20 protein-coding genes are annotated in these 23,116 nt (G+C 58.9%); 12 read left to right on the top strand and 8 right to left on the bottom strand.

Annotated elements, in window-relative coordinates; all coding sequences use genetic code 11:
- The first annotated feature begins 2 nt into the window (after positions 1–2).
- Positions 3–662 carry a fimbrial biogenesis chaperone gene (locus HMPREF3138_RS11250; RefSeq protein ID WP_094300710.1) on the top strand — a complete coding sequence of 220 codons (660 nt, stop codon included), beginning with the start codon at positions 3–5 and terminating at the stop codon, positions 660–662.
- On the opposite strand, the gene HMPREF3138_RS11245 is transcribed toward HMPREF3138_RS11250, so the two are convergent.
- The gene (locus HMPREF3138_RS11245) at positions 659–2,125 is read right to left on the bottom strand and encodes a sensor histidine kinase (RefSeq protein ID WP_070559048.1); all 1,467 of its coding nucleotides are present in this window, start codon (positions 2,123–2,125) and stop codon (positions 659–661) included. The two genes, HMPREF3138_RS11250 and HMPREF3138_RS11245, sit on opposite strands and share 4 nt — an antisense overlap.
- 3 nt (positions 2,126–2,128) lie before the next feature.
- Complete coding sequence (locus HMPREF3138_RS11240) at positions 2,129–2,842, bottom strand: response regulator transcription factor (RefSeq protein WP_047728196.1); 714 nt, start codon at positions 2,840–2,842, stop codon at positions 2,129–2,131.
- 150 nt (positions 2,843–2,992) lie between these two features.
- Between HMPREF3138_RS11240 and HMPREF3138_RS11235 the strand changes: the two genes are divergently transcribed.
- The 4 genes from HMPREF3138_RS11235 (at position 2,993) to HMPREF3138_RS11220 (ending at position 5,277) form a co-directional block, all read left to right on the top strand.
- The gene (locus HMPREF3138_RS11235) at positions 2,993–3,604 is read left to right on the top strand and encodes a cytochrome b/b6 domain-containing protein (RefSeq protein WP_038880891.1); all 612 of its coding nucleotides are present in this window, start codon (positions 2,993–2,995) and stop codon (positions 3,602–3,604) included.
- 10 nt (positions 3,605–3,614) lie between these two features.
- A complete protein-coding gene (locus tag HMPREF3138_RS11230) occupies positions 3,615–4,391 on the top strand; it encodes a molybdopterin-dependent oxidoreductase (protein ID WP_038880894.1) in 777 nt (258 codons plus the stop codon).
- A gap of 59 nt (positions 4,392–4,450) precedes the next feature.
- The gene (locus HMPREF3138_RS11225; protein ID WP_038880896.1) at positions 4,451–4,741 is read left to right on the top strand and encodes a pentapeptide MXKDX repeat protein; all 291 of its coding nucleotides are present in this window, start codon (positions 4,451–4,453) and stop codon (positions 4,739–4,741) included.
- A 65-nt stretch (positions 4,742–4,806) separates the two neighbouring features.
- On the top strand, positions 4,807–5,277 hold the full coding sequence (locus HMPREF3138_RS11220; protein WP_033637683.1) for a YkgB family protein: 471 nt from the start codon (positions 4,807–4,809) through the stop codon (positions 5,275–5,277).
- Positions 5,278–5,321: 44 nt separating this feature from the next.
- Here the strand turns inward: HMPREF3138_RS11220 and HMPREF3138_RS11215 are convergent, their stop codons facing one another.
- Positions 5,322–7,361: a choline transporter gene (locus HMPREF3138_RS11215; protein WP_038881184.1), complete on the bottom strand. Its 2,040-nt coding sequence runs from the start codon at positions 7,359–7,361 to the stop codon at positions 5,322–5,324.
- 398 nt (positions 7,362–7,759) lie between these two features.
- Between HMPREF3138_RS11215 and betI the strand changes: the two genes are divergently transcribed.
- The 3 genes from betI (at position 7,760) to betA (ending at position 11,654) form a co-directional block, all read left to right on the top strand.
- Entirely contained in the window at positions 7,760–8,362 is a 603-nt protein-coding gene (gene betI / locus HMPREF3138_RS11210; protein ID WP_038880897.1) for a transcriptional regulator BetI, read from the top strand.
- Between the two features lie 14 nt (positions 8,363–8,376).
- Positions 8,377–9,849 (top strand): betaine-aldehyde dehydrogenase, encoded by a 1,473-nt coding sequence (betB, locus tag HMPREF3138_RS11205; protein ID WP_038880899.1) that lies wholly within the window; start codon positions 8,377–8,379, stop codon positions 9,847–9,849.
- Positions 9,850–9,986: 137 nt separating this feature from the next.
- Positions 9,987–11,654, top strand: coding sequence for a choline dehydrogenase (gene betA / locus HMPREF3138_RS11200; protein ID WP_038880900.1), 1,668 nt, complete (start codon positions 9,987–9,989; stop codon positions 11,652–11,654).
- A gap of 108 nt (positions 11,655–11,762) precedes the next feature.
- Here betA and HMPREF3138_RS11195 read toward each other — a convergent pair whose 3' ends face one another.
- The 3 genes from HMPREF3138_RS11195 to HMPREF3138_RS11185 form a co-directional block, all read right to left on the bottom strand.
- Positions 11,763–13,388, bottom strand: coding sequence for an FMN-binding glutamate synthase family protein (locus HMPREF3138_RS11195; RefSeq protein WP_038880901.1), 1,626 nt, complete (start codon positions 13,386–13,388; stop codon positions 11,763–11,765).
- 185 nt (positions 13,389–13,573) lie between these two features.
- Positions 13,574–14,164, bottom strand: coding sequence for a LuxR family transcriptional regulator (locus tag HMPREF3138_RS11190; protein ID WP_004939094.1), 591 nt, complete (start codon positions 14,162–14,164; stop codon positions 13,574–13,576).
- Between the two features lie 21 nt (positions 14,165–14,185).
- Positions 14,186–14,902 (bottom strand): EAL domain-containing protein, encoded by a 717-nt coding sequence (locus tag HMPREF3138_RS11185; RefSeq protein WP_033637688.1) that lies wholly within the window; start codon positions 14,900–14,902, stop codon positions 14,186–14,188.
- A 514-nt stretch (positions 14,903–15,416) separates the two neighbouring features.
- Between HMPREF3138_RS11185 and HMPREF3138_RS11180 the strand changes: the two genes are divergently transcribed.
- Genes HMPREF3138_RS11180 through HMPREF3138_RS11165 form a run of 4 tightly spaced genes read left to right on the top strand, consistent with a single transcriptional unit; the run spans position 15,417 to position 20,380 of the window.
- A complete protein-coding gene (locus HMPREF3138_RS11180; protein WP_038880902.1) occupies positions 15,417–15,956 on the top strand; it encodes a fimbrial protein in 540 nt (179 codons plus the stop codon).
- A 48-nt stretch (positions 15,957–16,004) separates the two neighbouring features.
- A complete protein-coding gene (locus HMPREF3138_RS11175) occupies positions 16,005–16,691 on the top strand; it encodes a fimbrial biogenesis chaperone (RefSeq protein ID WP_038880905.1) in 687 nt (228 codons plus the stop codon).
- 12 nt (positions 16,692–16,703) lie between these two features.
- Positions 16,704–19,298, top strand: a complete 2,595-nt coding sequence (locus tag HMPREF3138_RS11170) for a fimbria/pilus outer membrane usher protein (RefSeq protein WP_038880906.1) — start codon at positions 16,704–16,706, stop codon at positions 19,296–19,298.
- Between the two features lie 14 nt (positions 19,299–19,312).
- Entirely contained in the window at positions 19,313–20,380 is a 1,068-nt protein-coding gene (locus HMPREF3138_RS11165; protein WP_038881187.1) for a fimbrial protein, read from the top strand.
- A 73-nt stretch (positions 20,381–20,453) separates the two neighbouring features.
- Here the strand turns inward: HMPREF3138_RS11165 and HMPREF3138_RS11160 are convergent, their stop codons facing one another.
- Complete coding sequence (locus HMPREF3138_RS11160; protein ID WP_038880908.1) at positions 20,454–20,912, bottom strand: helix-turn-helix domain-containing protein; 459 nt, start codon at positions 20,910–20,912, stop codon at positions 20,454–20,456.
- Between the two features lie 206 nt (positions 20,913–21,118).
- On the bottom strand, positions 21,119–22,699 hold the full coding sequence (locus HMPREF3138_RS11155) for a malate:quinone oxidoreductase (protein ID WP_038880911.1): 1,581 nt from the start codon (positions 22,697–22,699) through the stop codon (positions 21,119–21,121).
- Positions 22,700–23,116 lie beyond the last annotated feature (417 nt).

The raw sequence follows: 23,116 nt of genomic DNA, 5'->3' as shown, positions 1-23,116 counted from the left end.
TTGTGCTGATAGGGTTGCTGGGTTTGTCCTTCCCCTTTACCGCCGCCGCGATCAATGTCGGTACCCTGACGTTTGCCATGGATCAGGATCGCTCATTCACCGCCAAGCGGGTGTTGAATAACAACCGCGGCGCGCGCCTGTATCAGGTGAGCATTCGCGCCATCGATCGGCCGGGAGAGCGCGAGGTGCGCAGCCGGCCGGCGGACGGCGAGCTGCTGTTTGCGCCGCGCCAGCTGACGCTGCAGGCCGGGCAGGCGGAGTACTACAAGTTTTTCTACCGCGGGCCGCAGGATAATCGCGAGCGTTATTACCGGGTGTCATTTCGCGAAGTGCCGACCCGATTGTTCGAGCCGGGGCCGCGTCGGGGCGCCGGCGTCAACCTGGAGCCGATCGTGGTGATGGACACCATTCTGGTGGTGCGCCCGCGTCAGGTAAACTTTGCCTATCGGCTCGATACCCAGCGCGGTACGCTCACCAACACCGGCAACACCTACTTCAAGTTCCTGCTCAAGCCGGGCTGTAACAGCACCGATGAAGAGGGCGTCACCGAATACCTGCGCCCCGGCGATACGCTGACCCATGCCGGTATTCGGCTGAAGGGGCAGAAATTCATTATCTATAACGACAAATTTATCAGCGTCGATCGCAGCTGCCTCGATTAACGCGGCGGAATGGCAAAGCGGAAGCAGGCGCCGCTTTGCGCTTGTTCGATCAGCTGAATATCGCTGTCGTGCAGCTGCAGAATGCGTCGCACGATCATCAGGCCCAGTCCGCCGGAAGGGCGCCGGGCGCCGCTCAGGACAGACGGGCGCACGAACAGATCGGCGCGCAGCGTCTGCGGAATGCCGGGGCCGCTGTCGCTGACCTGCACCATCACCCGATCGTCCTGCCGCCACAGCCGCACGCCGATGTCGCCGCCGGGCGGCGTATGGCGAATGGCGTTGTCCAACAGGTTGGTCAGCACCCGCTCAATCATGCTGAGATCGGCGAACACCGGCGGAATGCCGGGGGGAATGTCGGCATGCAGCCGCTGGTTGCGCGCCTCCGCCGCCAGCTCGAACTTTTGGAACACGTCCTGCAACAGCTCGCTGAGGGAAAAAGGCTCTTTCTGCGGTTTCACCACGCCGTACTCCAGCCGCGCCAGCTCGAACAGCTCCTGCGCCAGCTTGCCCACCTTGCGGCTCTGCGCCAGCGCGATCTCCAGATAGCGCCGCCGATCGGCTTCGCTCAGGGTGGCGGCCTTGACCGACAGCGTCTCCAGATAGCCGTGCAGCGAGGTGAGCGGGGTGCGCAGATCGTGCGAGACGTTGGCGATGAACTCACGCCGCAGCCGATCCTGCTGCGCCAGCGTTTGCCACTGTTCGGCAAGGCGCTGCGCCATGCGGTGGAAAGCCTGCTGCAGCTGGCTGACTTCGTCGCGCCCGGCCCGTACCGCCGGCAGCGCCGCGTAGGCCTGCACCGCCTCGATGCCGCCGCTGTCCAGCGCGCTGACCTGCCGGGTCAGGCGACGGATAGGGCGCGTCACCCAATAAAACGCGAAACCGCCGGCCAGCAGGCTGAACAGCACCATCAGCCCGGAGGTCCACAGCGCCATCCTGACCGCCGAGTTGAACTGGGCGTTGCTGGCCAGCGCCGTGTACTCTTCGCCGAGCAGCACCACGTACAGATAGCCTTCGATCCGGCCATCGACCTTAAGCGGCGCGACGCTGAACACCTTGCGCTCGTCCGCGCTGCGCGGATCGTCGCCATACACTGGCATCGGCGCGCCACCGAGCAGCGCCTGCAGCGGCGGCAACGCGACCCGCTGCCGCTTCAGATGCCCGGCCGGCGCGGCGTTGCCGATAATCGCGCCCTGTTTGTCGAGCAGGTAAACCTCAACGCTGGGATTCACCGCCATCAGCTGATCGAACAGGGTATGCACCGCCTGCAGATCCGGCCCGTTCACCCCCAGCAGCGGGTTGCTGTCGGCAATATGCTGCGCCAGGTTGCCGGACAGGCGCTGGATCACCGCCTGGCTGTACTGGGTGCTGCTGCGCACCTGCATCCAGCCGGAAAAGGCGCAGCCGATGACGATCAGCAGCGCGAAGATCAGCGTGAGGCGTTGCGCTAACGTAAGGTTTTTCATGGCTCACTCTTGCGGCGCGGCCGCGAATTTATAGCCCATGCCCCACACCGTGAGGATGCGCTCGGGTTCCGCCGGGTTGCGCTCGATCTTGATGCGCAGCCGGTTGATATGGGTGTTGACGGTGTGCTCATACCCTTCGTGCTGATAGCCCCAGACCTGATTCAACAGGCTCAGGCGTGAGAACACCTGGCCCGGGTGGCGGGCGAAAAAGTACAGCAGGTCGAATTCGCGCGGCGTCAGCTCGACCGGCTGCTGATGCAGGTGCACTTCGCGGGCAATGGGGTCGATGGTCAGATCGTTGAAGCTGAGCACGCCGGCGTCCATGCGCAGGTTGCGGCTCATCGCTTCCTGGCGGCGAAACAGCGCTTTGACCCGCGCCACCAGCTCCAGCATGGAGAAGGGCTTGGCCAGATAGTCGTCGGCGCCCAGCTCCAGCCCCAGCACGCGGTGCACCTCGCTGGAGCGCGCGCTGGTGATGATGATCGGCGTGTAACGCGTCATGGTGCGCGCCCGGCGGCAAATCTCCAATCCGTCCACGCCCGGCAGCATCAGATCGAGGATGAGGGCGTCCCAGCCGCCCTGTTCCAGCATCGCCATGCCCCGGTTGCCGTCGGCGGCGTGGCTGATGGCGTAACCTTCGTCGCGCAGATGCAGCTGCAGCAGTTCGGCGATGTCGCCGTCGTCCTCGACGATCAAAATTCGTTTTGGCTTGTCCATTCTCATTACCGCTGATTGCCCGTTTCTCTCTGAAGTCTACACAACCCCCACCGGCGGAGTTATCACATTTTATTTAACTTTGCGTGAGGTCTTGGGGAACAAATCCGGGGAATACTCGGCTCATCGCCTCATTGGTCGCCAGGAGTTCGCATGAGCCTCACTCTCACCCCGGAACAACGACAGACGGTGCATCCGCTGTGGCTGCGGTTGACGCACTGGCTGAATGCGCTGGCGATGCTGATCATGGTGACCAGCGGCTGGCGCATCTACAACGCCTCGCCGCTGTTCAACTTCAGCTTTCTCAATGAGCTGACGCTCGGCGGCTGGCTGGGTGGCGCGCTGCAGTGGCACTTCGCCGGCATGTGGCTGTTCGGCGTCAACGGGCTGTGCTATCTGCTGATCAACCTGGCCAGCGGGCGTTTCAAACGCAAGTATTGGCCGCTCAGCCCACGGCAGTTTCTCGCCGATGCAGGCGCCGCGCTGCGCGGCAGGCTGCAACACGCCGACCTGCGCCACTACAACATGGTGCAACGCGTGGCCTATCTGTCGGTGATGATCCTCGGCGTGATGAGCGCGCTGTCCGGGCTGGTGCTGTGGAAATCGGTGCAGTTTCCGCTGCTGCGCACGCTGCTCGGCGGTTATGAGGCGGCGCGCTATATCCACTTTTTTGCCATGTCGGCGCTGGTGGCCTTCGTCGCGATTCACCTGGTGATGGTGGCGCTGGTGCCGCGGACGCTGCTGGCCATGCTGCGCGGACGCTAAGGAGTGAATGATGGAAAAGGATAAACAGATCATGACGATCATTGAAGGGCAGGCGATCGTCAAAGAAGCGCAGCGGCTGTTGAGTGCGCCTTCGCGCCGCCGCTTTTTGCGCAACGGCCTGACGCTGGGCGGCATCGCCATGCTCACCGGCTGCGATCTCAGCGATAACGCCAACGTCGAACAGGCGCTGAGCCGCATCTCGCGCTTCAACGATCGGGTACAGGGCTGGCTGTTCAATGGCGATCGCCTGGCGCCGGTCTACCCGGAATCGATGATCACCCGGCCGTTCCCGTTCAACGCTTTCTACGCCGAGGAGGACGCGCCGGACATCAACGGCGACGACTACCGGCTGGAGGTGGCCGGACGGGTGCAGGACAAACGCGCCTGGAGCCTGCCGCAGCTGCACCGGATGGCGCAGGTCAGCCAGGTGACGCGCCATATTTGCGTCGAGGGCTGGAGCGCCATCGGCAAGTGGGGCGGCGTGCCGTTCGCGACCTTTCTCAAGGCGATCGGCGCGGATCTGAGCGCCCGTTACGTCAGCTTCAAATGCGCCGACGATTACTACACCAGCATCGACATGGCCACCGCGCTGCACCCGCAGACGATTATTGCGCTGACCTATGACGGCCAGATCTTGCCGCGCAAGTACGGCTACCCGATGAAGCTGCGCATGCCGACCAAGCTGGGCTACAAGAACCCGAAACACATTCAGGTGATCGAGGTCACCAACCGCTTCCCGGGCGGTTACTGGGAAGACCAGGGTTACAACTGGTTTGGCGGCAGCTGAGGCGGCCGCCGGCCATTCTCCGGCACCCCGGTGCCTTTGACATGACGAAAGGAAATACCATGAAAAAGTTATTCGCAATGATGATGTGCAGCGTGCTGATGCTGGGCGTGGCCGGCGCCAACGCCGCCGATGGCATGAGTAAAGACGCGATGAAAAAGGACGGCATGAGCCAGATGTCGCACGACGGCATGGCCAAAGACGGCATGAAGAAAGAGTGCATGGGCAAGGACTGCATGAAGAAAGACAAGATGGGCAAAGACGCCATGAAAAAGGATGGCATGGCGAAAGACGGTATGGCCAAAGACGGCATGAAGAAAGACGAAATGAAGAAGGACGCGATGGGGCACTAAGCCGCCGCACCCCGCGGCCGCAAGCGGGCGATCCGCGGCGGCCGTGGGCAACATAAGGAGAGAGGATGATGCTGGCGACATGGCTGCGGCGCTTTCAGCGCTCGAACGGGGACGTTATCTTTATGCGCGCGGCGCTGGTGGTGATCTTCGCCGCCTTCGGTTACGCCAAGTGGTTTGATTACGAGGCGCAGGGGCTGGTACCGCTGATCGGCAACAGCCCGCTGCTGAGCTGGATGCATCAAGCGTTCGGCATCCGCGGCGCCAGTTATGCGCTGGGCGTCGCCGAGTGGAGCTTCGGCTTGCTGCTGCTGGCGGGATTCTGGTCGCGGCGGCTGGGGTTGCTGGGGGCGATCGGTTCGACGGTGACCTACCTGACTACGCTGACGCTGATCTTTTCCACGCCGGGGGCCTGGGAGCCTTCCGCCGGCGGTTTTCCGGCCATGGCCGGCGCCACCAGCTTTTTAATCAAGGATCTGGTGTTGCTGGCCGGTTCCCTGGTGCTGCTGAAAGCCGACTTGCCGGCCGAGCAGGCATAAAAAAGGGCGTAGCCTGGCTACGCCCTTTCGTTATTTATCGACCGTCACATATCCGGGAAGGTCAGGGTGCCCCCCGGCGCTTCGCGATGAATGTGCAGGAAGTTCAGGTGCTTCTCGTACTGGTCGAGGATATCGCCAATCACCTGTTCCTTGCTGTAGTCCATCAGGTCGTTGCCCTGGGTGCCTTCCATCAGGAAGGTTTCCAGCCGGTAGTAGTGCGACTTGCCGGAGCGGGCGCGGTAGGTGAAGCCCGGCACCGAGTAGCGCATCGGCCAGATCTGATAGATAAAGTTCTGTTCCTCGCCCAGGCGCACCAGCAGCTCCAGGTGGTTCAGACGCTCGTCTTCGGTCGGCGGCACTTCGCTGAACTCCACTTTCGCGCCGCGCAGCTCCAGCTCGCGCGCCACGTCCTGCATCGCCGGACGGCAAACCTTATCCAACATTTTCTGCGTGTACTGGGTGCCCGGGTAGTTCATCACCCGCGACAGACGCTGTTTCCAGTTGAGCACGTCGTGGCTGGAGACCGGCACCGGCGCCAGGGTGCTGAGCGCACTGGCCTTACGGTAGTCTTCCACCCGCAGCGATTTATACAGCCCGGCCATCACGAAGAAGATCACGAAGCTGAACGGCAGGCCCATGATCACCGTGGTTTTCTGCAACGCCGGCACGCCGTCGGTCATCAGCATGCCGATGGTCAGCAGGCCGATGGCCACCGACCAGAAAATCCGCAGCCAGTTCGGCGCATCATTATTGATGTCGGCCAGGCGCGAGGTGAAGTTGCCCAGCACCAGCGAGCCGGAGTCCGCCGAGGTGACGTAGAACAGCAGGCCGGTGATGGTGGCCACCGAGGCGCTGAAGGTGAAGCCGGGGTATTGCGCCAGCAGGCTGTAGAAGCCGCGCTCCGGGAACTGCATCACTTCCTGCGCAAACTCGGCGTTACCGTGAATGATCTGGTACAGCGCGCTGTTGCCGAAGATAGACAGCCACAGCAGGGTGAACACGAATGGTATGATCAGCGTGCCGACCACGAACTGGCGAATGGTGCGCCCGCGCGAGATGCGCGCCAGGAACAGGCCGACGAACGGCGACCACGCCACCCACCAGGCCCAGAAGAACAGCGTCCAGTTGTTCATCCACTCCACCGGCCGATCGAAGGCGAAGCTGTTGAGCGTCATGCCCATAAAGCGATTGACGTAATCGCCGACGTTGAGCACCAGCGCGTTGAGCAGGAACTCGGTGTCGCCGAAGAACAGCACAAACAGGATCAGGCCCAGCGCCAGCAGCACGTTCAGCTCGGACAGGATGCGGATGCCCTTGTTGACGCCCGAGGTGACCGAGATGGTGGCCATGATCACCGACAGCAGGATCAGCGAGCCCTGCACCGTTAGGTTTTCCGGGATCTCGAACAGCACCTTGAGGCCGTAGTTGAGCTGCACCACGCCGATGCCCAGCGTGGTGGCGATGCCGAAGATGGTGCCGAGCACCGCGGCGATGTCCACGCTGTGGCCGATCGGGCCGTTGATGCGCTTACCGAAGATCGGGTACAGCGCCGAGCGGATGGTCAACGGCAGATTGTAGCGATAGCTGAAGTAGCCGAGGGCGATGCCCATCAGCGCATACATCGACCAGCCGGTCAGGCCGTAGTGGAACAGCGTCCAGACCATCGCCTGGCGCGCGGCTTCCAGCGTTTGCGCGTCACCTTCCGGCGGCATCATGTACTGGGTCACCGGCTCGGCGACCGAGAAGAACATCAGGTCGATGCCGATGCCGGCGGCGAACAGCATCGCCGCCCAGCTCATCAGGCTGAATTCCGGCTTGGACTGCTCCGGCCCGAGCTTGATCGAACCGAAGCGCGAAGCGGCGATAAACACCACGAACACGATGTACAGCGTCGCCGCCAGCAGGTAGTACCAACCGAAGGTGGCCGACACCCAATTCAGCGTGCGGGTGATCCACTGCCCGGAGAAGTCGGTGAAAAAGATGGTCATCAGCGAGAAGGCCAGGATCAGCCCCGCCGAGGTGAAGAAAACCACAGGGTTGAGGCGGTCCTGCTGCGATTTGGAGGAGGTTTCGTGGGTTGTCATCGTCATCCTCTGAACTGAGAAAATCGTGCCGCTCCGTATTCCGGGGCGCGTTGGCCTCTGAAAAACGGGCGAATGAAGGCGGCGGCCGTCTCCGTAGAGGAGGGCCTGAATGATGCCGCTTTCGCCTGTGAATGAAGCGCCGGCGCGCTTCGCGGCGGGAACCGCTTACAGCCACTGATTTTGGTCAGATTCGTTAATTACCTCACAAAAATCAGCCAGTTCCACAACCAGATAGTACAAATTTTTAACCAGGCGGCAATAAAATATATGCAATTTTTATTGAACGTTCAATCAAAAAAAAGTTTAATAGTCCTCATGATGACCTGAATCACGGGCGAAACGGCAGTGAAATTTGCCCGCTGAGATAAGGCCGAAGTCGGTTTTGTGAGAGTCGAAATATGCCAAAGGTAGGAATGCAGCCAATCAGAAGGCAGCAGTTGATTGATGCCACGCTCGCCGCGGTAAACGAAGTGGGAATGCATGACGCCACCATCGCGCAGATCGCGCGGCGGGCCGGCGTTTCCAACGGCATCATCAGCCATTATTTCAAGGACAAGAACGGCCTGCTGGAAGCCACGATGCGCTATCTGATCAGCCATCTGGGCGAGGCGGTGAAGCTGCGCTTGCAGGCGCTGACCGATAACAGCCCGGCGGCGCGGCTGCAGGCGATCGTCGCCGGCAACTTCGACGACAGCCAGATTAACAGCGCGGCGATGAAGACCTGGCTGGCCTTTTGGGCCAGCAGTCTGCACCAACCGCAGCTCAACCGGCTGCAGCAGGTGAACGGCCGCCGGCTCTATTCCAACCTGTGCGCCGAGTTTCGCCGCGTCATGCCGCAGCCGCAGGCGCGGTTGGCGGCCAAGGGGCTGGCGGCGCTGATCGACGGACTGTGGCTGCGCAGCGCGCTGCGCGGCTCGGCGTTCAATCAGTCGCAGGCGCTGGCGCTCACGACCGAATACATCACGTTCCAACTCCGGGGGCAGACGCCGCCCGGAGGATAACCCAAGGAGATCCTATGTCCCGTTTTGGCTTGCAGAAGCTCTATATTCATGGCGCCTATGTAGACAGCACCGCTGGAAAAACCTTCAACGCCATTAACCCGGCGAACGGCGAAGTTCTGGCTGAAGTCCAGTCCGCCGGCGCTGAAGACGTCGATCGTGCGGTGGCCAGCGCGGCCAGCGGGCAGAAGGTGTGGGCGGCGATGACGGCGATGGCGCGTTCACGCATCCTGCGTCGCGCGGTGGATATTCTGCGCGAGCGCAACGATGAGCTGGCGGCGCTGGAAACGCTGGATACCGGCAAAGCGATGTCGGAAACCACCGCGGTGGACATCGTCACCGGCGCCGACGTGCTGGAGTATTACGCCGGCCTGATCCCGGCCATTGAAGGCGAACAGATCCCGCTGCGCGAAACCTCCTTCGTCTACACCCGCCGCGAACCGCTGGGCGTGGTGGCCGGCATCGGCGCCTGGAACTACCCGATTCAAATCGCGCTGTGGAAGTCCGCGCCGGCGCTGGCGGCGGGTAACGCGATGATCTTCAAACCGAGCGAAGTCACGTCGCTGACGGCGCTGAAGCTGGCGGAAATTTACACCGAAGCCGGCCTGCCGGACGGCGTGTTCAACGTGGTGACCGGCAGCGGGGCGGAGGTGGGGCAGTACCTGACCGACCATCCGGGCATCGCCAAAGTCTCTTTCACCGGCGGGGTGAAAACCGGCAAGAAGGTGATGGCCAACGCGTCGGGTTCGACGCTGAAGGACGTCACCATGGAGCTGGGCGGCAAGTCGCCGCTGATTATTTTCGACGACGCCGATCTGGATCGCGCCGCCGATATCGCCATGATGGCCAACTTCTACAGCTCCGGCCAGGTATGCACCAACGGCACCCGCGTCTTCGTGCCGGCGGCGCTGCAGGCGCAGTTTGAGGCGAAAATCCTCGAGCGCGTGAAGCGCATTCGCCTCGGCGATCCGACCGATCCGCAGACCAACTTCGGGCCGCTGGTCAGCTTCGCGCACATGGAGTCGGTGCTGCGCTTTATCGAGAGCGGCAAGAACAGCGGCGCGCGCCTGCTGTGCGGCGGCGAACGCGTTACCCACGGCGAATTCGGCAAGGGCGCTTATGTGGCGCCGACGGTATTCAGCGACTGCCGCGACGACATGGAAATCGTGCGCGAGGAGATCTTCGGGCCGGTGATGAGCATTCTCAGCTATCAGAGCGAAGAGGAAGTGGTGCGCCGCGCCAATGACACCACCTTCGGTCTGGCTGCGGGCGTGGTGACCAACGATCTGGCTCGCGCGCACCGCGTGATCCACCAGCTGGAAGCCGGCATTTGCTGGATCAACACCTGGGGCGAGTCGGCGGCGGAAATGCCGGTCGGCGGCTACAAGCAGTCCGGCGTTGGCCGCGAGAACGGCCTGACGACGCTGGAACACTACACCCAGATCAAATCGGTGCAGGTTGAGCTGGGCGAATACGCCTCGGTATTCTGATCTTCCCGCCGTCTTTCGAGCCGCAGCCGCGTTGGCTGCGGCCGACAATCTCTAGAGAGCCAAAATACACAGCCTGTTGCCGAGCCGCGCTTCGCGTCTTTGCCTGACCAGGCCTCTATAAAGTAAGGAGATAATGAATGGAATTTGACTACATCATTATCGGTGCCGGTTCCGCCGGCAACGTGTTAGCCACCCGATTGACCGAGGACGCCGATGTCAGCGTCCTGCTGCTGGAAGCCGGCGGCCCGGATTACCGGATGGATTTCCGTACCCAGATGCCGGCCGCGCTGGCGTTTCCGCTGCAGGGCCGCCGCTATAACTGGGCGTATGAGACCGATCCTGAGCCGCACATGAACAATCGCCGGATGGAATGCGGCCGCGGCAAAGGGCTGGGCGGTTCGTCCCTGATCAACGGTATGTGTTACATTCGCGGCAACGCGATGGACTTCGATAACTGGGCCAAGGCGCCGGGTCTGGAAGACTGGACCTACCTGGACTGCCTGCCGTATTTCCGCAAGGCGGAAACGCGCGATATCGGCCCGAACGATTACCACGGCGGCGAGGGCCCGGTGAGCGTCACCACGCCGAAAGCCGGCAACAACGAACTGTTCCACGCCATGGTGGAAGCCGGCGTGCAGGCGGGTTATCCGCGCACCGACGATCTGAACGGCTACCAGCAAGAAGGCTTCGGCCCGATGGATCGCACCGTGACGCCGAAAGGGCGCCGCGCCAGCACCGCCCGCGGTTATCTGGATCAGGCACGTTCGCGGCCGAACCTGAAAATCGTCACCCATGCGCTGACCGACCATATCGTGTTCGACGGCAAGCGTGCGGTGGGCGTCAACTATTTGCAGGGCGACAGCAATCAGCTGACCCACGCCAAAGCGCGGCGCGAAGTGTTGCTGTGCGCCGGTGCCATCGCCTCGCCACAGATCCTGCAGCGTTCGGGCGTCGGCCCGGCGGCGCTGCTGAAAAGTCTGGATATCAACGTGGTGCACGATCTGCCGGGCGTCGGGGAAAACCTGCAGGATCACCTGGAGATGTACCTGCAGTATGCCTGTAAGAAACCGGTGTCGCTGTACCCGGCGCTGCAATGGTTCAACCAGCCGAAGATCGGCGCGGAATGGCTGTTCAACGGCACCGGCATCGGCGCCAGCAACCAGTTCGAGGCCGGCGGTTTCATCCGCAGCCGCGCAGAGTTCGCCTGGCCGAATATTCAGTATCACTTCCTGCCGGTGGCGATTAACTACAACGGCAGCAACGCGGTGAAGGAGCACGGCTTCCAGGCGCACGTCGGCTCGATGCGTTCGCCGAGCCGCGGCCGGGTACAGGTGAAATCGAAAGATCCGCGCCAGCACCCGAGCATTCTGTTCAACTACATGGCGACCGAGCAGGACTGGCAGGAATTCCGCGATGCTATTCGCATCACGCGCGAGATCATGGCGCAGCCGGCGCTGGACGAGTACCGCGGCCGCGAGATAAGCCCGGGGCCGGAGGTGCAGACGGACGAGCAGCTGGACGCTTTCGTGCGCGAGCACGCCGAAACCGCCTTCCACCCGTCCTGCTCGTGCAAGATGGGCGAGGATGAGATGGCGGTGGTCGATGGTCAGGGCCGGGTGCACGGCATGGAAGGATTGCGGGTGGTGGATGCGTCGATCATGCCGCTGATCATCACCGGCAACCTGAACGCCACGACCATCATGATCGCCGAGAAGTTAGCCGATCGCATTCGCCAGCGCGCGCCGCTGCCGCGCAGCACCGCCGACTATTACGTCGCCGGCGATGCGCCGGTGCGCAAGCTGTAACCGACACGCCCTCTCGCCGTTGAGGGGGAGGGCCGCCGTAGCAAGCAACCCCTCTCCATATGCTCTTCCCCAAGGCGAGGGGGCAACTCCCTTTTATTCCTTATCCCATCATGCCGCCGGCAGCGAGATCGCCTGATCGAAACTGGTGGGCGTCGCCATACGCCACATGCGGGCATAGAACTCGCTTTTGATCTCCGGCTGCAGCAGCGCGCCCGGCTCCAGGTAGTAATAGATATCGGCGTACACCTTGATCTCGGTCGGCGTGATGCGGCGCAGCATATGGTGCGAGGTCAGCTGCTCCGGGCGGCTGACGCCGGCCGCCGCCAGCATGTCCGCCAGCGCTTTCACCGTATTTTGGTGGAAGTGGTAGACGCGTTCCGCCTTGTTCGGCACCACCAGCGCCTTTTGCCGCAGCGGATCTTGCGTCGCCACGCCGGTCGGGCAGTGGTTGGTATGGCAGCTTTGCGACTGGATGCAGCCGACGGCGAACATAAAGCCGCGCGCCGAGTTCACCCAGTCGGCGCCGAGCACCAGCACGCTGGCGATGTCGAAGGCGCTGATGATCTTGCCGCTGGCGCCTATCTTGATCTGGTCGCGCAGGCCGCAGCCTACCAGCGTGTTATGCACGAACAGCAGCCCTTCGCGCAGCGGCATGCCCATGTAGTTGGAGAGTTCGAGCGGCGCGGCGCCGGTGCCGCCTTCCTTGCCGTCCACCACGATGAAATCCGGCAGGATGCGGGTGTGCAGCATCGCCTTGACGATGGCGACGAACTCCCACGGGTGGCCGATGCACAGCTTGAAACCGACCGGCTTGCCGCCTGACAGTTCGCGCAGCTGCTGGATGAAATGCATCATTTCCAGCGGAGTGGTGAAGGCGCTGTGCGAGGCCGGCGAGATGCAATCGACCCCTTCCGGCACGCCGCGGGTGGCGGCGATTTCCGCATCCACCTTCTTCGCCGGCAGAATGCCGCCGTGGCCGGGTTTGGCGCCCTGACTGAGCTTGATTTCAATCATTTTCACCTGCGGGCTTTGCGCCTGTTCGGCAAAGCGCCGCGGGTCGAAATGGCCGTCGGCGGAGCGGCAGCCGAAATAGCCGCTGCCCAGCTCCCACACCAGATCGCCGTTGTTTTCCCGGTGATAGCGGCTGATGCTGCCCTCACCGGTGTCGTGGTAGAAATTGCCCTTGGCCGCACCGAGGTTGAGCGCGCGGATGGCATTGGCGGAGAGCGCGCCGAAGCTCATAGCCGAAATGTTAAAGATCGACGCGGAGTAGGGCTGGCGGCAGTCGGCGCCGCCGATGGTGATGCGGAAACTGGTCGGGTCGGCGGCTTCCACCGGCCGCATGGAGTGGCCGATGCACTCATAGCCGGTTTGGTAGACATCCAGCAGGGTGCCGAACGGCTTGTCGCCCATCTCGTTTTTCGCCCGGCGATACACCAGCGTGCGTTGGGTACGCGAAAACGGGATCTCTTCATTATCCTGCTCGAGGAAATACTGGCGCAGTTCCGGACGGATGAATTCGAAGAAGAAGCGCAGGCGGCCGATGATCGGGTAGTTGCGGCAGATGGCGTGGCGCTGTTGCGTGAGATCGTAGATACCCAGCACCATCAAGCCACCGCAGGCCAGGGCCGGCAGCCAGAACCACGGATGGTTGCGCATCATGATTAAGAAAACCAGGGTAAGCAAGATGCTCAGCACAAAGCAGGTGTAGCGGCTGAATAAGGACGACTTCATAACATCTCCTGATGTTTATTTTAATCTACACGACATAACTCACGGATAATCCGTGTGCAAATCGTAGCCAACAGGAGAGGATGTTGTGTGTCTGTTGCTGCTTTGTCGCCGGTTGTTACATTAATTTAACTGGGCGGGGGAGGGCCGGTTGCCGCGCGGCGTACCGCGCAACAAGCCAGGGCAGGTTATTTGCCGGCGACGAAGATGGTGCTCATGCTGCGCAGCCGCAGCTTTTTCATCGCGCTGTATTTCTGCGAGAAGATGGTTTTTGGGTGCGTACCGCGCTTTTCCGCAATGTGCAGCAGGCTGTCGCCGCGCAGCAGATTGAAGATCACGTCACTTTCCGCCGGGCTGAGCTCGCGGGTTTTCTGCACTCTGATGCCGCCCGGTTCTTTGCTTTCCAGCAGCCGCTGGATTTTTTCCTGCAGCGAATAAAGCGGAATACGGGTGGAGACCAACTCGACGGAAATCCCCAGGATCGACAGCAGTTTCACCACGCGCTCGTCGTCATAGAACACCAAAAGGCGCGTTTTGCTGTTGTACTGCTGGTGCAGGGACACCAGGCTTTCGATCACGTTGACGCTCTGTTCGAGGTTTTGCGAGGTGAAAATCAGCGCGATATCGTGCTTGGTGATCTTCTCTGCTTTGGCGCCGCCGTGCATGAAATCGGAAAACAGGCGGATATCGTACGCGCCGTAGTGTTTCTTCAGCAGCACCGACAGGCCAACATAGCTGTACTTACACTCACTAATCACAAGAACGTTGTTTTTAGACATAGGGCAAACACCAATACCGAGTTAAAAGTATTCAGCTGTAAGAAGCGAGTTCAAATCCTTGATGCTGGATTCCTTCCACAGCTTTCCCTGCAGTGCGTAATATGGCATTTCGTCCAGCCATTTCTTGTGTTCGGGAGTTTCAACTCCTTCGATAATTACCTTGTAATGATTAAGGTAAAAGAAGCGCAGTAACGCGCGCATCAAGCCCTCACCGCCGGACTTTTTCATGAAGTCCCAAAGCAGAAAACGGTCGAGCTTAACGAAGCGGAACTGGCTGTTGTACAACGCGGAAAAACCCGCATAGCCAGAACCAAAATCATCGAGCCAAAATGAATAACTATTCAATGACGGATCGCCGTGCACGCGATCTTTCACCAGCCGGGTTGAATTCTCGCTGATCTCGAAATGAATACAGCGCATAGCGTTAATTCTTTCGGCAAAGTGAGTATTCGCCAGCGATTGCAGGGAATAATCGTCAACATTCAAAGTGGCTATCACTTGGTTTTCATGAAACCAGTGTTTGTATTTATCGATCAGATTGATCTGATCCATCAAAATCTCAATCCGAGTGGCACTGTCGGCGTGGCGAAAGAACTGTTCAGGAGAAAAATGGGCATATTCGCTATTAAACGTAAAGCGAGACAGACATTCAACGGCCAGCAATTGTCCCGATTTCGCGAACATTGGCTGAAAAACATAATTAATGCCGTTATTTTTCTCTCTGAAAGAACCGCTCATTTCCCAATCCTTGGATTGATATTTAACTTGTTGATTTTAAATGATTAAAAAGAAAGTTACTCCGGGTTTATTGGTAAATTTCTTATTTAAAACGTCAGGATGGCCGAAGCGTGTCGGCAGACCATTTAACGCGTAATTCGTGCCAAAGTCCAAACGTCGCAATCTGTTACTAAATGTAAATATTCGGGATAATATTCTGATTTTCAGGCCTTAATGCAAAATCTTGAACTCTGCAGCTTTCCCAAACACAGATTATTCCTATTCATATGAATCGTCAACATCGATCGATAGGTATCCGCCGATAGTTTATTCCTATCAAGAGGGGCCTTATGAATGTTTTAAACGATTTAACATTAAGAATATGCTTAGTCTATATTTCGTCCGGCAATGAGTTCATCGAGGCAACGCTCCTTTTCAGCAAGGGAGTGCTATCGCTGAGTGTATGCTCAGTGGCGGCAATATATATATAAGCCCGCCACTGAATCGATTATTTTATTGTTCTATGGAGCTGGAAATGAAAAAAGTATTATTGCCTTTGGCTGCCCTGGTATTGTCTGCAACTGCTTCCAACGCAATGGCAGCAAGCGGCACTGTTAAATTCACCGGTGAAATCAAACAGTCTACCTGCCAGGTAACTAGCGATACTCAGAATAAAGAAGTTTACCTGGGTACTTACCCAACTTCTGCTTTCCAAAACGTGGGTGACAAATCTGCATCTAAAGCTTTCCAGATCTCTCTGGAAAAATGTGATGCCGGCAATTACAGCCTGCGCTTCGACGGTAACACCGTTGCCGGCAACCCAGACCTGCTGTCCGTAAGCAACGTGGGTGGCACCGGCACTGCAGCTACCGGCGTGGGTATCGAAATCACTGACAACAACGGCAAGCCATTCGCTATCGGCGACGGTTCCAACATCAAAGACGACGTAGCGAAAGTCACCATCGCTGCTGACGGTAAAGCGACCTTCAACCTGCAGGCTCGTTACCGTTCATTCGCTGCAGTGACCGCGGGTCTGGCTAACGCCACCAGCCCGTTCACCATCGAATACAAATAATCGTCTTTCAGGACACACACGGCCAAGGATGGCCCGTAGAGGAAACCGATGAAAAAGTTCTTTGCTGCTCTGCTGATGCTGGGCGCCTTTAACAGCTACGCCGGTATCCAGGTAGATGCCACTCGCGTGATTTATAAAGGCGATGACAAATCCGCCTCGCTGCCAATCCATAACGATGCTTCAGAAGCTTATATGGTGCAGACCTGGCTGGACACCGGTGACAGAAATCAAGTGCCGAAAAATCTGCCTGTCGTTGTCGTTCCACCGATTCTGAAATTGGACGCCGCTAAAACTGCAGTTCTGCGCTTTATCTATTCCGGTACGGGTTTACCTCAGGATAAAGAAACTCTGCTGTGGATTAACGTGCAGGAAATTCCACCGGCACCGAAGCAGGAAAACGTGCTTCAGGTTGCGGTGCGTACCCGAATCAAACTTTTTTACCGGCCGGTGGCGTTGAAAACGACGCTGGACGAGCAAGTACAAAACTTGCGTTGGCAGCGTGAAGGTTCACGTCTGCAAGTGATTAACGATGGTCCGCTGCATATCACCTTTGGGGCGCTGCATTTGAAAAACAGCGCGGGTAAGACCGTGGATGTGGACGCCAATATGGTGAACCCGAAAGATCGCTTATCGATCAACATCCCGGCGGGCGTCAGCGTCGGCAACAAGATTGCTTTCAGTTATATCAACGATTTTGGCGGTAGAACGGAAGTCAAGGACGTTCCAGTACAATAAGAGAGACAGGGAATGGCAAATCAACGAAAAGTAGCAGGCGGAACGACGCGGCTGACACAGCTGATCCGAATTGCAATCATTGCCGCCAGTGCGCCGATGTTATGGAGTGAAGCGGCGCTGGCAGAGTTTAACATGTCGTTTATTCACGGCGATGAAAACCTGAGCAACGCGGAAGCGGTCGCCCAGGGCGATGCTTTGCAACCGGGCGTTTACCCATTCGACATCTACGTCAACCTGACTCAGGTCGATCATAAGGATGTTACTTTTCGTCAGGCTAAAGGCCAGGCCGCGTCTCAACCCTGCCTGAAAGTTGAAGACCTGCGCAACTACGGCATCAAACTGCCGGAAACGCTGCAGGCCGGCAGCTGCGTTGATCTGCCTGCGTTGATTAAAGACGCCACCGTCAGCTATGACGCGGCGGTGCAGCAGATCAACATTTCCGTGCCTCAGACCATGATGGATCTGAGCGCTATCGGCGCGATCCCGCCAAGCATGTACGATGAAGGCATCAACGCGCTGTTCGCCAACTATAACTTCAACTACAACAAGAACAGCTATCGCCGAGATGATGCCGACGACAGCGAGTACATGTTCCTCGCGTTGAACAGCGGCCTCAACCTGGGCAGATGGCGCCTGCGCAACAACTCCACCTGGGACAAACAGAGCGGCAGCAGCAGCAGCTGGACTAACGTCTCTTCCTGGGCCGAGACCGACATCGTGCCATGGCGCAGCCGTTTGGTGATGGGGCAGGCGAGCACCAACAACAGCGTGTTCAACAGCTTCCAGTTCCGCGGGGTGCAACTCTCCAGCGTTGACGACATGCTGCCGGACAGCCTGCGCGGTTATGCGCCGGTGGTGCGCGGCGTGGCGGCAACCAACGCCCGCGTCGAAATTCGCCAGAACGGTTACGTCATCTACAGCACCAACGTCGCGCCGGGTCCTTTCGAGATCCACGACGTCTATCCGCATACCAACAACGGTGACCTGCAGGTCACCGTGAACGAGGCCGACGGTTCGCATAAAACGTTCAGCGTCGCCTACTCTTCCGTGGCCAACATGCTGCGAGAAGGCATTTGGAACTTCCAGCTGACCGCCGGTAAATACCACACCGGCGGCGACGGCTATCAGCCGAAGCTGATCCAGGGCACCGCGGCATACGGCATGAACTATGGCCTGACGCCGTTCGGCGGTGCCATCATCGCCGAACACTACCGTTCCGCCGCCGTGGGTATCGGTAAGAGCCTGGGATCGTGGGGGGCCATCTCCGTGGACGGTTCGATCTCCGATACCGAGCTGGCGAACGGCGATCGCAAACAGGGGCAGAGCTTCCGTTTCCTGTACTCCAAGTCGCTCAACCAGATGGGCACCAACTTCCAGTTGGCGGGCTATCGCTATGCGACTTCCGGTTATTATGATCTCAGCGATGCGGTCCAGGAGCGCAACCGCTGGCGCAACGGCTTTTATGCCAACGATTACTGGGATCCGAACGATCTGCAGCCGGGCCAGCCTTCCTGGAGCAACAACCAGAAACGTACCCGATACACTGCGCGCTACGGCAACAAACGCGAACGCGTCGAGCTGTCGCTCAGCCAGCAGCTGTGGGCGGGCGCCAGCCTGTACGCCAACGTGAGCCACCAGAACTACTGGGGCGTGTCCGGCAACGATCGCACGATTCAGCTGGGCTACAACGATGGCTTCAAGCGCATTTCCTACGGCGTTTATCTGCAGGATACGCGCGGCCAGTACGGTTATTCCGATCGCAGCGTGAACTTCACGATGTCGATCCCGCTGGATTGGGGACAGAACAACAACTCGACCACAGCCAACTTCAGCGCGGCGCACAGCAAGCAGAGCGGCGACAGCTACTCGACCGGTATCAGCGGCACCATGCTGGACGACCGTCGCATGAACTACTCGGTCTCCACCGGGCATACGCAGTCCTCCGGTCAGAGCAGCAACCTGAACCTGGGCTACAGCAGCAGCATCGGTAACATCGACGGTAGTTATGCCTATAGCTCGAAATACCGCCAGCAAGGGCTGGGCCTCTCCGGTGGCCTGCTGGTGCACTCCGGCGGCGCGACCCTGACGCAGCCGTTGCAGAACACCATCTTGCTGGTGGAAGCGAAAGATGCCAAAGGCGTGCGTCTGGAAAACCAGCCGGGCGTGACCATCGACCGCTTCGGTTATGCAGTGGTGCCGTCGGCTACCGCTTACCGCTACAACTATGTCGCGCTGCGTACCGAAGACTTCGGCCCGGGCCTGGATGTGCCGGTGGCCAGTAAACAAGTGGTACCGACCGAGAAATCGGTGGTGAAGGTGAGCTTCGATACCTTCAAGGGCGTCAGCCTGCTGATTCACGCTCGTCTGGGTGATAACGGTTATCCGGCCATCGGTGCCGGCGTGTTCAACGCGGCCGGCCGCAACAGCGGCACCGTGGGCCTGAACGGCGCGACCTATGTTTCCGGCGTGCAAGCGGGTGAGAAACTGACGATCAAATGGGGCCCGAAAGCCGATCAGCAATGTGTACTGCCGATCCCGGCGAACGTGGGCGACAAACAAGTGGCCATGGGATATCAGGAACTGACCCTGCAATGCCAAAAACTGTAAGGTATACCATGAACTTGAGCAAATTAGCACGTAACACACTTCTGTCGGTGGTGGGGCTGGCGGGGTTGGCGATGGCGCAACAGGCGTCGGCGATGCAGTGCCGCTTCGGCAACTCGACGGGTTCAAAAGAGCCGGTTGGCAGCGTGACGCAGGATATCGACGTCGGCCGCCCGATCGTGCTGGCCGCCAGCGACTTTGTGGCGGGCAACCTGATTTGGCGTTCGCAGAACTTTACCTCCACCTTTACCTGTTGGGATACCGATAAATACCCGCAGGGGGAAAACGCCTACATTTACTGGAACCCGCAAAACTCGTTCGGGGCGCTGGATAAGTCGTTGTCTATTGGGGTGTCTATTAATGGCATCGACTATGATTCGGTCAACCTGCTGCAAAGCGGCAAAACACCGACCGGTCCAAATTTGGGGCCGGGTACCAAACCGGGCCGTAACAGTAGGAAAGCCGATCCTCAGGCGGTGACTGCCACCTATTCGGTGTATATCAAAGCCACCGGGGCGAAACCGCCGGCGGGTAATTTCCCGCCGTTGGCGCGCGCATCGCTGTTCCAAATCGATGGTGTGAAGGGGCTAAACGCTACCAAAGACAGCAACTTTAACGCCTATATCAAGGGGCTGGACAAGATCCGCGTGATCCAGTGCAACCCGCAGATCACCGTGTTGGCCAACAACGGCGCCAGCGTTGATTTCGGCGTGCTGACGACTTCCAGCGCCAAAACCGGCACTATCGCCAAGCAGGTGCCGTTTGATATCAAGGCGACCTTGAGCGGCGGCGAATGTGCCGGCCAGTCTCTGCAGGCCAGCTTCAGCAGCACCAACGCCGATCCGTCAGACAACACGCAGATCCTGCCGACCACCAAGCCGGGCGTAGCGATCTTCCTGACTCAGCAGCGTGATACCAATAAAAAACCGATCCCACTGCAAACCAACGTGGATTTCGGCGGCGTGCTGCAGGATAAGCAGAACGAGGTGAAAGAGACCTTTATCGCGAACCTGAAGTGGTTGACCAATACGCCGAAGACCGGGGTGTTCAACGCCACCGCCAACGTCGACGTCACCTTCAAATAATCCGGTGTCGCTTCAATAAAAAAAGGGTCAGTTCTCGCGAACTGACCCTTTTTTGTGCCTGATGCCCTGCTGATTAACGCAGCCCCATCCAGCTGGTGCAGACGCCTTCCGGCGGCTTGCCCGCATACCAACGAGGCAGCGTAGGGCCATCGTGGTGCGGTTCGGCCTCCGCCTCTACCGGCTGCGCCGGCCATTCCGAGACGTCCCAGCGGGTGGTGCGGCGATAGACCGCCGGGGTTTTGCCAAACTGTTTCTTGAAGGCGCGTGAGAACGAAGGCTGAGAGTCGAAATGGTATTGCAGGGCGATATCCAGGATCGGACGTGGGCTGGAACGCAGCGCCTGCGCCGCCTGCGAAAGACGCCTCTCGCGGATATAGCTGCCGAGCGCGTGGCCGGTGGTGCTGCGGAACATGCGCTGCAGGTGCCATTTGGAGTAGCCCGACTTGGCGGCGACGTTATCCAGCAGCAGCGGCTGGTCCAGATGAGTTTCAATCCAGTCTAGTAAATCGTGAATGATATTGACGCGATCCATGGTTTTAGTTCTCCCGCAAAAACGACATTCAGGTCACAGTGACTTAGCTTAATTATCCAAGAATATGCTTTGATAATAGGCGTGAGTACGCCGTTACGCAAGGGTAAACCGGGGGTAAAAAGGTGGCCAAAAATGCTCTTTGAACGGCAGGGGGATAAAAGAAAGGCCGCATAAAGCGGCCTTTTCAGCAGGAAATGAGTGGAAAATCAGTTAGTTTCCGGCTTCACTTCAATGTAGTTCAGACCCAGTACGCTGCTGGTGTAGCTGCGGATCTTGTTGGTCATCTCGATATCGCCGTTCAGCTTGTGGCCGTAGGACGGGATGATCTCTTTCAGCTTGCTCTGCCATTCCGGCGTCGCCACTTTGTCTTTGAACACGGTTTCCATCAGGTGCAGCATGATTGGCGCAGCGGTGGAAGCGCCCGGTGAAGCGCCCAGCAGAGCGGCGATGCTGCCGTCTTCAGAGCTGACGACTTCGGTGCCGAACTGCAGCACACCGCCTTTATCTGCGTCTTTCTTGATGATCTGTACGCGCTGGCCTGCGGTCCACAGTTTCCAGTCTTCCTGCTTGGCGTCCGGGAAGTACTCTTTCAGCGCGGCGAAGCGATCGTCGTCGTTCATCATCAGTTGGCCGACCAGGTATTTCACCAGATCGAAGTTATCCAGACCAACGTGAGTCATCGGCATCAGGTTCGAGGTGCTCAGCGAGTGCATCAGATCGAACAGCGAACCGTTCTTCAGGAACTTACTGGAGAAGGTGGCGAACGGCCCGAACAGCAGCACGCGCTTGCCGTCCAGCATGCGGGTATCCAGGTGCGGCACGGACATCGGCGGCGAACCTACGCTGGCCAGGCCATACACTTTGGCCAGGTGCTGGTTGGCGATCGCCGGGTTGGTGGTGACCAGGAACTGGCCGCCGACCGGGAAGCCGCCGTAGCCGTCGGCTTCTGGGATGCCGGATTTTTGCAGCAGGGTCAGGGACGCGCCGCCGGCGCCGATGAACACGAACTTGGCGTTAACGGTGGTTTCTTTACCGTCGCGGTTCAGATCGGCAACGGTCACGCTCCAGGTCTGGTCGGCGTTGCGCTTGATGTCGCGCACTTCGTGGCTCAGGTTCAGCTTGAACTTGTCGCTGGTGCTCAGTGCGTCAACCAGCTGGTGGGTGATCACGCCGAAGTTAACGTCGGTACCCAGCGGCATGCGGGTCGCGGCGATTTTCTGTGCCGGATCGCGGCCGTTCATCACCAGCGGCGCCCACTGTTTGATTTGCGCAGGATCTTCGGAGTATTCCATGCCGCGGAACAGGGTGCTGTGCTGCAGCGCCGCGTAGCGTTTACGCAGGAAGTTGACGTTGTCGTCACCCCACACGAAGCTCATGTGTGGCACGCTGTTAATGAAGGATTTCGGATCTTTCAGGACAGCGTTCTTCACCTGATAAGACCAGAACTGGCGGGAGATTTCGAAAGACTCGTTGACCTTCACCGCCTTGCTGATGTCGATGGTGCCATCGGCTTTTTCCGGCGTGTAGTTCATTTCGCTGAAGGCGGAGTGGCCGGTACCGGCGTTGTTCCAGCCGTTGGAGCTTTCTTCCGCCACGCCGTTCATGCGCTCGTACATGTCGATGGTCCAGGTCGGCTCCAGCTCATGCAGATAGGTACCCAAGGTCGCGCTCATGATGCCACCGCCGATCAACACCACGTCGACGGTTTTATTCTTCTCTTCAGCCGCTGCCTGCTGCGTAACGCTAAACAGGCTGAGACTGAAAATCAGGACGAGTAATTTTCTCATTGAATTAAATCTCTTGTGTGTAAATTCTACTCATTGCAGGTGAAAGAATTTAGCGGGAGTTACCCTGGAAAATAATGAAGCCGATCGCCCGGCGTGAGCCGATAGGCAGCGATAATGCCTTTTTGTTAATAGGGTTTTTAACGAAAAGTGAACTATTGCAGGCCGTCCGGATGCAAATTGATCGGTTCACGTTACTGGTGGGGTATTATTGTTTGCGAGAATGTTAAAAACTACTTTTGTAACTAAAAAAAATGAATATAAGCAAAAAACGGCCGGTTGCTGTCGCAGGAATAAACAGAGAGGGGAGAAAGGCCGTATAACCACGTTATTTACAGGGTTTAATTGTCGCGCAATTAAACGTTATTTCGTTATCACACAATAATTGCGGTTAAATTGCAAATACGCATCGGTAACCAA

It is taken from the genome of Serratia sp. HMSC15F11, from assembly GCF_001808215.1.
GTDB classification, from domain to species: domain Bacteria; phylum Pseudomonadota; class Gammaproteobacteria; order Enterobacterales; family Enterobacteriaceae; genus Serratia; species Serratia nevei.
This window is presented reverse-complemented; position numbering and strand designations above follow the sequence as displayed.